9 protein-coding genes are annotated in these 11,732 nt (G+C 70.7%); 6 read left to right on the top strand and 3 right to left on the bottom strand.

What is annotated here, in order from left to right; genetic code table 11:
- From ACWF94_RS19685 to ACWF94_RS19675, 3 genes are all read right to left on the bottom strand, one after another.
- Window positions 1-1,015: carbon-nitrogen hydrolase family protein (locus ACWF94_RS19685; RefSeq protein WP_453489618.1), on the bottom strand; the 1,015-nt coding region annotated here is incomplete at its 3' end.
- The gene (locus tag ACWF94_RS19680) at window positions 1,012-3,417 is read right to left on the bottom strand and encodes an oxidoreductase (RefSeq protein ID WP_453489615.1); all 2,406 of its coding nucleotides are present in this window, start codon (window positions 3,415-3,417) and stop codon (window positions 1,012-1,014) included. The genes ACWF94_RS19685 and ACWF94_RS19680, both read right to left, overlap by 4 nt.
- Entirely contained in the window at window positions 3,414-3,926 is a 513-nt protein-coding gene (locus ACWF94_RS19675) for an acyl-CoA thioesterase (protein ID WP_453489612.1), read from the bottom strand. The genes ACWF94_RS19680 and ACWF94_RS19675 overlap by 4 nt, the downstream gene beginning before the upstream one ends.
- Before the next feature lie 92 nt (window positions 3,927-4,018).
- Between ACWF94_RS19675 and ACWF94_RS19670 the strand changes: the two genes are divergently transcribed.
- From ACWF94_RS19670 to ACWF94_RS19645, 6 genes are all read left to right on the top strand, one after another.
- A complete protein-coding gene (locus ACWF94_RS19670; RefSeq protein ID WP_453489609.1) occupies window positions 4,019-5,125 on the top strand; it encodes a cupin domain-containing protein in 1,107 nt (368 codons plus the stop codon).
- Between the two features lie 117 nt (window positions 5,126-5,242).
- Window positions 5,243-6,139 (top strand): fumarylacetoacetate hydrolase family protein, encoded by an 897-nt coding sequence (locus ACWF94_RS19665; RefSeq protein ID WP_453489607.1) that lies wholly within the window; start codon window positions 5,243-5,245, stop codon window positions 6,137-6,139.
- A complete protein-coding gene (locus ACWF94_RS19660; RefSeq protein WP_453489604.1) occupies window positions 6,136-6,897 on the top strand; it encodes a maleate cis-trans isomerase family protein in 762 nt (253 codons plus the stop codon). Before ACWF94_RS19665 ends, ACWF94_RS19660 begins: the two co-directional genes overlap by 4 nt.
- 90 nt (window positions 6,898-6,987) lie before the next feature.
- Complete coding sequence (locus ACWF94_RS19655) at window positions 6,988-8,658, top strand: AMP-binding protein (RefSeq protein WP_453489601.1); 1,671 nt, start codon at window positions 6,988-6,990, stop codon at window positions 8,656-8,658.
- A gap of 70 nt (window positions 8,659-8,728) precedes the next feature.
- The gene (locus ACWF94_RS19650; protein ID WP_453489598.1) at window positions 8,729-9,598 is read left to right on the top strand and encodes a PaaX family transcriptional regulator; all 870 of its coding nucleotides are present in this window, start codon (window positions 8,729-8,731) and stop codon (window positions 9,596-9,598) included.
- Window positions 9,599-10,049: 451 nt separating this feature from the next.
- Window positions 10,050-11,489: an MFS transporter gene (locus ACWF94_RS19645; protein WP_453489595.1), complete on the top strand. Its 1,440-nt coding sequence runs from the start codon at window positions 10,050-10,052 to the stop codon at window positions 11,487-11,489.
- The last annotated feature ends 243 nt before the right edge of the window (window positions 11,490-11,732 follow it).

Raw genomic sequence — 11,732 nt, 5'->3', positions numbered from 1 at the left:
GCCAGGGGCCGATGACCGGCCCTTCGGCGAAGGGCCCGTCGGCCAAGGACCCGCCGCCGCCGAAGACCACCGGCTCCAGCGGCGCCGTGTTGTGGTGCAGCTGGAAGACATCGAAGCGGTTGTAGCCACCGGCGATGTCGTGCATCTGCTTCGGCTGGATGCAGCGGGCGAGGTCGATCTCCGCGTAGACGATGCCCTCCTCGTCGACGAGGGACTCCACCACCGGGTTGCCGTCCGGGCCGAAGATGCCCGACAGGGCGCTGCGCGGCCGGCGCATCAGCTCGGCGACCGAGGGATCGTGCCGCGCCGCGATGTCGATCATGTCGTCGGTGATGGTCGAACAGGCGACGACGGAGAACAGCTTGCCCTCGAAGGCATGGGCGGCGCTGCGCAGTGCGATCGCCTGCGCCATGTCGTAGTCGGCCGGGGCCACCGGCAGCGAGATGTAGTTCGCCACATGGACGAGTTCGCCCTGGGCGAGCAGGGAGAAGCGGGCGAGGGTGTTGGTGTTCTCGCCGCACGCGAGGGCGCCGAGCGGGCCGACGGCGGAGTCCAGCACCCGTACGGTGCTGCCGTCGCCCTGCCCCCAGGACAGTTTCTCGGGCCAGGTCGGGACCAGTTTGCGGTGGACGTTGAGGACCGAGCCGTCGGGGCCGATGGTGACCACACTGTTGTAGATCAGGCCGACGCCGCGCGGGCTGCGCTCGCTGACGCCGATGACCACGGTGGTGCCGGTGTCGGCGGCAGCCGCCCGCAGTGTGTCCAGGTGCGGGCCGGGGATGTCGACGGAGGCGCGGTAGAGCCGTTCGAACAGGGGCGAGCCCTGCACCGGGCTCATGGTCCAGTTCCAGTACGGATAGCCCGGGACGAAGACCTCGGGGAAGGCGATCAGCGAGGCGCCGTTCCCGGCGGCCTCGCGGATCAGCGAGGCCGCCTTGGCGGCCGATCGCGCGGGGTCGAGGTAGACGGGGGCCGCCTGCACGGCGGCGGCGGTGAAGCGCGGGAAGGTGTTCATCGCGGGGCCCTGCTTCCGGCTGCGGACACCGCGGGGGTGGCCTGTGCCCATCGGCGGTGTACGGGTTCGGGGCTGGGGACATGGAGGGTGAGCGCGGGCCTGGCCCGGCCGCCGGACGCGGGCCTGGTCCGCCCCGCCTCGTGGATGGCCGGCCAGTAGGCGCCGGGGCCGGTGTAGTCCAGGTCGGCGGCGGCGTGCAGGGCCCACGCGGGATCGTGCAGTTGGGCCCGCCCGACGGCGACGAGGTCGGCGCGTCCGGCCAGCACGATCGAGTTCGCGTCGTCGTGGCTGGAGATCCCGCCGACCGCGCAGGTGGGCAGGCCGGTCTGGGCGCGGACGCGTTCGGCGAACGGTGTCTGGTAGGAGCGTCCGTAAGCGGGCTTCTCGTGGGCGACGACCTCACCGCTGGAGACATCGATGAGATCGGCGCCGTGTTCTCCGAAGGCCGCCGCGATGCGTACCGCGTCGTCCAGGGTGGTGCCGCCTTCGGCCCAGTCGACGGCCGAGATCCGGACCAGCAGGGGTTTGCCGTCCGGCCAGACCTCGCGTACGGCGTCGAGGACCTGGAGGGGGAATCGCAGCCGGCCGTCCAGATCGCGCCCGTACGCGTCGTCACGGTGATTGGTGAGGGGGGAGAGGAACGCGGACAGCAGGAATCCGTGCCCGGCCTGGAGTTCCAGGACATCGAACCCGGCCGCGTCCGCTCGGCGGGCGGCGGCGGCGAACTCCTCGGTGACGGCGCTGAGTTCGGCCTCGGTCGCCTCCCGGGGGGCGGGGAGGCCGCCGTACGCGAGAGGTGAGGGAGCGATCGTCTCCCAGGCGCCCCGGCCGGCCGCGAGCGCTGCGCCCAGCGGGCCGTTGCGTGGCACGGCGGTGGAGCCCTTGGGCCCGGAGTGGCTGAGCTGGACGCCGATCAGGGCGCCGCTGTGGGCGTGGACGGTGTCGGTGATCCGGCGCCAGGCCGCTGTGTGCGCGTCGTCGTAGAGGCCGGGGCAGCCGGGGGTGGCGCGGCCCGCCTCGCTGACGGCGGTCATGCCGGTGAGGACGAGACCGGCGCCGCCGAGCGCCTTTCCGGAGAGGTGGAGCAGCTCGGCGCTGCCGGGCACACCGTCCCGGGCGCCGTACGAGGAGACCGGAGCGGCGACGATCCGGTTGCGCAGCCGGATGCCCGCGAGATCGAAGGGCTGGAACAGCGGGGGAGCGGGCCGGGTGCCGGGCGCCGGTCCGGTGCCCGTCCGGTGCCGGTGGAACCAGGAGTCCAGGGCGGCGGTGTACTCGGGATCGCGCAGCCGCAGGTTGCCGTGGGTGACACGGCGGCTGCGGGTCAGGAGGTTGAAGGCGAACTGATCGGGCTCCTGGCCGATCGGGTGCTCGATCGTCTCGAACCACTCCAGACTCGCCTGCGCGGCACGCTGGGTGGATTCCACGACGGGGCGGCGGGCCGTCTCGTACGCCTCCAGGGCCCCGGTGAGGTCGTCGGGCCGGGCCTCGATGGCGGCTGCCAGGGCGAGGGAGTCCTCCATGGCGAGTTTGGTGCCGGAGCCGATGGAGAAGTGGGCGGTGTGCGCGGCGTCGCCGAGGAGCACGATGTTGCCGTGCCGCCAGGTGGTGTTGCGGACAGTGGTGAACCGCAGCCACTTGGAGTTGTTCGTGAGCAGGGCGGCCCCGTCGAGGAAGCCGCCGAGCAGTTCGGCACAGCGCGCGACACTGTCCTCGTCACTGACACCGGGCGGGTGGTCGCGCGCCGCGAACTCGGCGAACCCGGCCCGCCGCCAGGTGTCCTCGTTCATCTCGACGATGAAGGTGGAGCGTTCGGAGCTGAACGGATAGGCGTGCACCTGCACGGGGCCGTACGGCGTCTCCTCGACGATGAAGGTGAACGCTTCGAGGACCCGGTCGGTGGCGAGCCACATGAAGCGGCAGTCGCGCCCGTCGAGCGACGGTCCGAAGACATCGGCGTGCTCGGCGCGGGTGGCCGAGTTGACGCCGTCGGCGGCGACCACCAGGTCGTAGTCGGCGGCGAGTTCGCCGGCCGCGGGGGCGATGGTGGAGTAGCGGACATCGACCCCGAGTTCGGCGCAGCGGTTCTGCAGGATCTCCAGCAGCCGCTTGCGGGAGATGGCGGCGAAGCCATGGCCGCCGGAGGTCCGCACGGTGCCGCGGTAGTGGATGTCGATGTCGCTCCAGCGGGCGAAGTCGCCCTCCAGGGCGGCGAAGACCGATGGATCGGCGTGCCGGATGCCGTCCAGGGTCTCGTCGGAGAACACGACGCCGAAGCCGAAGGTGTCGGCCGCCGCGTTGCGTTCCCAGACGGTGATCTCGCGGGTGGGGTCGAGCTGTTTGGCGAGCGCGGCGAAGTACAGGCCGCCGGGGCCGCCGCCGATGATCGCGATCCGGGTCACGACACCTCCAGGGCTGAGTCAGCGGTGGCAGGGCGTGCCACCTCGGCGAATGTGTCCCGTACGGCCTGCGGCCACGGGGTGGCCGACGGGGCGTCGGGTGCCGCGTGGGCGATGACGACGCGCCCGTCGGCCGCGAGGCCGGACGGCCCGTGGACCTCGAAGGCGTACGTCAGTGAGGTGCGGCCGAGTTCGGCGACCCGCAGCCGGATCCGTACCGGCTGGCCGTGCCACAGACGGCCGCGGTAGTTGATCTCGTGCCGCACCCGGGGCGCGCGGCCCCACAGCGACGCCAGGTCGTGGCGGCGCAGCAGCTCCGCCTCCGCGGCCTCGGCCCAGCGGATGACCGCGGTGTTGTGCTGGTGGCCCGAGGCGTCGGTGTCGGACCACTCCACCCGGCGTTCGACCACGACCTCGGTCGCGGACGCCCCGGGCTCGTCCCGCCCGGACCGGGTGCCGGACCGGGCGTCGGGCCGGGTGTCCTGGCCGGGTGTGGTTTCCGGATCTGCCATCACTGTCCCTCCAGACCGCTTGACATCGATAAAACTATGGCGTGACTATGACTGTCGTCAACATAGCGCTATATCGGAAGGCGGCTGCAGCCATGACGAACAGCGACGACATGCTCGGCAGGGCACGGGTTCGCGACAACGAGAAGCTGCGTGCGTACTACGACAAGCTGGAGAAACTCGACGCCGGCGCGCTCTGGACCATTGCGAACAAGATCGAACCCTGGTACCCGCAGCCCCGGTCCCAGGCCATGAAGTGGAGCTACCAGGAGCTTCGGCCACTGGTGCTTGAGGCACTCAAACTGGTCAGCGGCGACGACGCCGGGCGCCGGGTCGTGGCCCTGTACAACCCGGAGCGCCGCGATATCGCCGCCACCGTCGGCCTCCTCTACACCGGCCTGCAGATCATGGGGCCGGGCGAGTCGATGACGGCGCACCGCCACCAGGCCGCCGCCCTGCGCTTCGTGCACGAGGGCACCGGCGCCTGGACGATCGTGGAAGGCCAGAAACTCAAGGTCGGCCCCGGCGACTTCGCCATCACACCCAACTGGACCTGGCACGAGCACGGCAACGAGGGCGACGACGGGCCGGTCATCTGGCAGGACGGCCTGGACATCCCGCTGGTCAACGCCCTGGACGCACCGTTCTACGAGGTCCACCCGGACGTGTACCAGAAGCAGGAGGGCGTCACCAACTCCTCACTGCTGACCTACGGCGCAGGACAGCTGCGGCCCTTCGGCGACACCTGGTCGAAGAACTACTCGCCGCTGCTCGCCTACCCGTGGGAACCCACCTACGAAGCGCTGCTGAACGCCGCGAAGTCCACGGACGGCTCGCCGTACGACGGCATCATCATGGAGTACAGCAACCCGCTCACCGGCGGATCCGTGATGCCCACGATGAGCGCGCATATGCAGCTGCTGCGAGCGGGCGAAGCCACTCAGGCCCACCGCCAGGTCGGGTCCAAGATCTACACCGCCGCCAAGGGCAGCGGCTACTCGGTCATCGCGGGCCGGCGTTTCGAATGGACCAAGGGCGACATCTTCTGTGTCCCGTCCTGGGCCTGGCACGAGCACGCGAACGCCAGCGCATCCGAGGACGCCTGTCTGTTCTCGTTCAACGACTTCCCCGTGATGCGCTCGCTCGGCTTCTTCCGCGAAGAGGGCTACCCGGACAACGACGGCCACCAGCCCCTGGCCTGAACACCGGCTCCTCGCCCGAACGCGAACGCCACAGGCCCGCGCCCCAGCCCCTGGTCCGAAGGACCAGCTCCCGTCAGAACGCCCAACCCCTCGCCCGAACAAGGGAGTTCATATCCCATGCTGCTGGTCACCTTCTCCGGCACCGCCGGACGCCGCCGCATCGGCGTCCGGACCGACACCGGAGTCATCGATGTCGCCGCACTCGCCGAGACACGGCACGCCTCGGTGCCCGCCACCCTCCTCGACGTGGTGCGCTCCGGCACCGACGCGGTCGAGACCATCGCCTCACTGGTCCGGACCGACCCGCCCGCGCGGGTGACACACGCGCTCACCGATGTGACGATCCACGCCCCGCTGCGGCCGGGCAAGATCGTCGGGGTGGGCCTCAACTACACCGAGCACGTCGCCGAGTCGGCCCGTACGCTGGACACGGACAAGGAACTCCCCCAGCGCCCGGTGCTGTTCAGCAAGCCGTCGACCGCCGTCGTCGGACCGGACGAGGCGATCCTGCACAACGCCGACCTCACCACCCAGCTCGACTGGGAGGTCGAACTCGCGGTCGTCATCGGCCGCACCGCCAGCCGGGTCACCCAGGACAGCGCCCTCGACCATGTCTTCGGCTACAGCGTCGTCAACGACATCAGCGCCCGCGACCAGCGCCGTTCGGGCCAGTGGTTCTTCTCCAAGGGGCAGGACTCCTACGCGCCCCTCGGCCCCGGCATCATCACCGCCGACGCGGTCCCCGACCCGCAGGGGCTCGACCTGTCCCTGCGGGTCAACGGCGAGGTCAAGCAGAAGTCGAACACTCGGTACATGCTCTTCGGCATCCGGCAGCTGATCGCCGACATCACCTCCGGTATGACGCTGGAGCCCGGCGATGTCATCGCCACCGGCTCCCCCGCCGGGGTGGGGGCCAGCTTCACACCCCAGCAGTTCCTGAAGCCCGGCGACGTCGTCGAGGCCACCATCGAAGGCATCGGCACCCTGCGCAACCCGGTGGTGGACGCCCGATGACCAGGACCTTCCGGATCGGCCAGATCGTCCCCAGCTCGAACGTCACCATGGAGACGGAGATCCCCGCGATCTTCCGGGCCCGGGAGACCATCGCCCCCGAGCGCTTCACCTTCCACTCCAGCCGGATGCGGATGAAGAACGTCCGCAAGGAGGAACTGGCGGCCATGGACGCCGACTCCACCCGGTGCGCCGCCGAGCTGTCCGACGCCCGAGTCGACGTCCTCGGCTACGCGTGCCTGGTCGCCATCATGAGCATGGGCCACGGCTACCACGAGGCGTCGGAGAAGAAGCTGGCCGGCGTGACCGCCGACAACGGAGCCCCGGCTCCGGTCGTCACCAGCGCGGGCGCGCTGGTGAAGGCACTCGACATCATGGGCGCCAAGCGGATCACGGTCGTCTGCCCGTATCTGAAACCGCTCACCGACACCGTCGTGGACTACATCCGGCACGAAGGCGTCGAAGTGGGGGACTACACCGCGCTGGAGATCCCGGACAATCTCCAGGTCGCCGCGCACGACCCGAAGAAGCTCATCCCGATCGCGGCCGGACTCGACCACACCGGCGCCGACGCGATCGTTCTGTCGGCCTGTGTGCAGATGCCGTCGCTCCAGTCCATCGAGATCGCGGAGCAGGAGTTCGGCAAGCCGGTCCTGTCGGCGTCGATCGCCACCGCCCACCAGATGATGCGCGCCCTCGGACTCCCCGCGGTGTCACCCGGCGCGGGGACGCTGCTTTCCGGTGCCTACGCCGACGCGTAGGGCCACCCGCTACCGCTCCCGCCGACGGGACGCGGCACCGGCCCCCTCACCTTCCAGCCCGCAGGACACTTCCGGAAAGGAGTTCTGCTGATGCGGCTGTCACCATCCGCGCACGCCGACACCTTCTGTCGGGACCGGCTGCCCCCGCGGCACCAGTGGCCCGAGTTCGTTTTCGACCTTCCCGAGCTGCGGTACCCCGAGCGCCTGAACTGCGCGGCGGAACTGCTCGAAGGCGCCATCCGCGCCCACGGCCCCGACCGGCCGTGTCTTCGCACCGAGACCGAGGTGTGGACCTACGGCGACCTGGCGTCCCACAGCAACCGCATCGCGCGGGTCCTCACCGAGGACTGGGGCATCGTGCCCGGAAACCGGGTGCTGCTGCGGGGGCCCAACAACCCCTGGCTCGTCGCGGCCTGGTTCGCCGTCGTCAAGGCGGGTGCCGTCGCGGTCACCACCATGCCGCTGCTGCGGGCCCGGGAGATCGGACGGCTGATCGAGCAGACCCGGCCGAGCCTGATCATCACGGACCACCGCTTCGGCGCCGACCTCGGCGAACTGCCCGACGCCCCGCCCACCGTCGTCTACGGCTCCGACGACCCGGCCGATCTGATCCGCCGGTCCGCGCTCAAGGACGACCGCTTCGACCCCGTCGACACCGCCGCCGACGATGTGGTCCTCCTCGCCCCGACGTCCGGCACGACGGGCAAGTCCAAGGCCACCATGCACTTCCACCGCGATGTGCTGGCCAACGCCGACACGTTCGCCCGGCACCTGCTGAAACCCACCGCGGACGACGTGTTCACCGGCACCCCGCCACTCGGCTTCACCTTCGGCCTGGGTGGACTCGTCGTCTTCCCGATGCGGTTCGGGGCCTCCGTACTCCTGCTGGAGCGCACCACACCGGAGCGCCTCGCCGACACCGTCCAGCAGCAGGGCGTGACCGTACTGTTCACCGCGCCCACCGCGTACAAGGCCATGCTGGCGGCGGGCAGGGCAACCGCGCTGAAGGGGCTCCGCCGGTGCGTCTCCGCGGGCGAACACCTGCCGGAGACCATCTGGCGGTCCTTCCACGACGCCACCGGACTGAAGATCATCAACGGCATCGGCGGCACCGAGCTGCTCCATATCTTCATGTCGGCCGCCGACGACGACATCAGACCCGGTGCCACCGGGAAGGCGGTGCCCGGATACCGGGTCACCCTCCTGGACGACGACGGCGGACCCGTACCCGACAACACCCCGGGCCGGCTCGCCGTCAAGGGTCCGACCGGCTGCCGCTATCTCGCGGACCCGAGGCAGACCACCTACGTCCAGGGCGGCTGGAACATCACGGGTGACACCTACCTCCGCGACGAGGACGGCTACTTCTGGTACCAGGCCCGCAACGACGACATGATCATCTCCTCCGGGTACAACATCGCCGGGCCGGAGGTGGAACAGGCCCTGCTCGACCACCCGGACGTCGCCGAGACAGCGGTCGTCGCGGCACCGGACGACGAGCGGGGGTCGATCGTCCACGCCTTCGTCGTCCTGCGGGCCGGTGTCGCCCCTGACGCCGACAAGGCCGCCGAACTGAAGACGTATGTGAAGCGGTCGATCGCGCCGTACAAGTATCCGCGTACCGTCGAGTTCGTCACCGAGCTGCCGAAGACGGCGAGCGGCAAGATCCAGCGGTTCAGACTCCGGGAGCGTACGGGCGACCGCACCCCGGCCGTCGCGGGGGAGGCGCCGCAGGCGGGCCGCGCGGGCACCGGCAGCTGACCCGCCCATCACCAGCCGGCGGCACACACACCACGGGCCGGTGCCGAACCCGCATTGGTATGGTCCCGCTGTGACGATCGTACGAAACGAAGAAGCCGACACGGACAGCTTCACCAGGGCGGCTCAGCCGAGACAGCTCATCGTGACCGTGTACGGCCTCTACGCCCGCAGGGAGGGCGGCTGGCTCTCGGTCGCCTCGCTCGTCGCGCTCCTCGGCGACCTCGGGGTGGACGAGCCGGCCCTCCGGTCGTCCATCTCACGGCTCAAGCGACGTGGCGTCCTGGAGGCCGAGCGCCGGGACGCCGCGGGCTACCGGCTCTCCGCCGAAGGGCTGGCCATCCTCCGCGAGGGCGACCACCGGATCTTCGAACGACACCGTGCCACCCTGGCGGACGGCTGGCTGCTGGCCGTGTTCTCCGTCCCGGAGAACGAGCGCAGCAAGCGCCACCAGCTCCGCTCGCGACTGAGCCAGCTCGGATTCGGCACCGCCGCGCCCGGCGTCTGGATCGCCCCCGCCCATCTGCACGACACCACGGTGAACGCCCTGCGCGGCCTCGGACTCGACGGCTACGCGGAACTGTTCCGCGCGGACCACCTCGCCTTCGGCGACCTGCACACCAAGGTGCGGCAGTGGTGGGACCTCGACGGCCTCGAAACCCTGTACACCACCTTCCTCGCCGAGCACACCCCCGCGCTCGACCGCTGGAGCGACACCCGGGAACGGGACGGGCTGATCGCCTTCACCGACTATGTCCGCCTGCTGACGGACTGGCGCAGGCTGCCCTACCTCGATCCCGGGCTGCCCGAGGCGCTCCTCCCCGCGGACTGGCACGGAATCCGTGCCGCGGAACTGTTCTTCACCCTCAAGGAACGCCTGGAGGACACCGCACGCGGGCATGTGGAGACCACCATCACCCGCCGGCACACCGGCGACGACTGACCCGCCCGCGCCGCCCGCGCTCCGGACGCGATCCACCGACCCGACCCGACCCGACCCGACCCGACCCGGCCCGACTCGACTCGACCCGGCCGGCCGGGACCGGCCCCGGGCCACGGCCAACGGCCGGGCGCCGCACGAGTTCCGGCCGTCGTCGCGGCACGGTACGCGGGCCGCCGCCGCCCGGCGCGGACGGTGTCGCCCCACGGTCACCGATCCGTCCGGCGCTGACGGTGTCGCCTCCCGGGTCACCGATCCATCCGGCACCGTCGCCGACGGCTTTCCCTCCCGCCCTCCGGCGTGGATCGGCCAAGCGTCAAGTCCCGCTCCGCCACCGCCCTCTACTGTGGACGTCGCGGGACGCGCTTCGCGGCCATTCCCAGGCGATCTGAGTGCACAGGGGGGACATCCAGCACAGGCCCGTGCACCCCCCGGTGCGGCAAGGAGTCATGCCATGCCGCCTGTCATCAGCGTTCAACACGAGGCCGAACGCATCAACGCGAGTGTGACGCTCAAAGACGTCAGACGCGCGATCGTCATCTGCTTTCTGGCCTGGACGTTCGCCGTGTACGACTTCATCCTGTTCGCGAACCTGCTGCCCGTCATCAGCGATGAACTGGACTGGTCGAGCGCGCGGGCCACCGGCATCAACACCTGGGTGACCCTGGGCACCGCACTCGTCGCCTTCCTGGTCGGCCCCTTCGTGGACCGGTTCGGACGGCGCGCAGGCATCGTCGGCTGTGTCGTCGGCGCGGCGATCGCCTCGCTTCTCACCTGGTTAGGCGGCTACGCGGCCGGTGCCATCGGGACCGCGGGTATCGTCCTGCTCGTACTGATCCGCGCGCTGGCCGGTGTCGGATACAGCGAACAGGCCGTCAACGCGACCTATCTCAACGAGATGTTCGCGCACGTCTACACGGACGAGAAGTCCATCAGGCGTCGAGGCTTCCTGTACTCCGTCGTGCAGGGCGGCTGGCCCATCGGCGCCGTCGTGGCCGCCGTCTCCATCTACCTCCTGGAACCGGTCGGCGGCTGGGAACTGTGCTTCGTCGTCGCCGTGTTCCCGGCGGTCTTCATGCTGCTGGCCGCACGCAAACTCAAGGAGAGCCCCGTCTTCGTCGCCAAGCGGCGGATCGAGGAGCTGAAGGCCGAGGGCCGCGCCGAGGACGCCGCCGAACTGGCCCGGCTCACCGGCCAGAACCACACCCGGCACACGGCCGGGCTCGGGGCCCTCTTCCGCGGCGAGTCGCTGCGCGCGACCCTCACGCTGTCGGCCGCCTTCCTGCTGAACTGGCTGGGCATCCTGGCGTTCACCTTCCAGGGCACCCTCATCCTGGTCAACGGCAAGGAGGTCTCCTTCACCGGCGCGCTGGAGGTCCTCATCGTCTCCAACGCGGCCGGCTTCCTCGGCTACCTCTTCCACGGCTGGCTGGGCGACCGCATCAGCCGCCGGACCACGATCTTCGCCGGATGGCTCGTCTCGGCGTTCTGCTTCACCGTCATGGTCCTCGGACCGGCAGGCAGCTTCCCGCTCCTGGTCAGCGCGTACGCGGTGGGGACCTTCTTCCTCATCGGGCCCTACGCGGCCATGCTGTTCTTCACCGGCGAGTCCTTCCCCGTCGAGACCCGCGCCACCGGCAGCGCGTTCATCAACGCGCTCGGCCAGGTGGGGGCGATCATCGGCGGCGCACTCTTCACCGCGACCCTGTCGGCCGCCGGGTCCGGTGACGCCGAACAGGCGGACGCCTGGATCAGATCCGGTCTCATCTGGGGCTGTGCGCCGATCCTGCTCTCCGCGTTCGCCATTCTCCTCGCCCGCGATGTGAAACCGATCAGCAGCACCGGGGGGCGGGACGGCGCGGGCCGCACGGCGGACGTCCCGTCAGCGGCCTGACGGCCACGGGTCCTCCCGGGGGAGCGGGGTATCGGCGTGAGGGCCACGGGTCCTCCCGGGGGAGCGGGGTATCGGCGTGAGGGCCACGGGTCCTCCCATGGGTACGGGTCCGGTCCGGTTCGCGCCGGGCGGCCTGCCGGTCCGGAGGGGAGAGCCAGGCAGGGCCACCTGAGCCCGACACGACCCCCTCCGGTGGCCCCCGAACGCGCCGGGCCGCCCCGGACGCCCCCCCCGGGGGGGGCC

The organism is Streptomyces sp. NPDC055078 (assembly GCF_053607985.1).
Note: the sequence above shows the minus strand (reverse complement) of the source record. Positions and strands in the feature narration are given on the sequence as shown.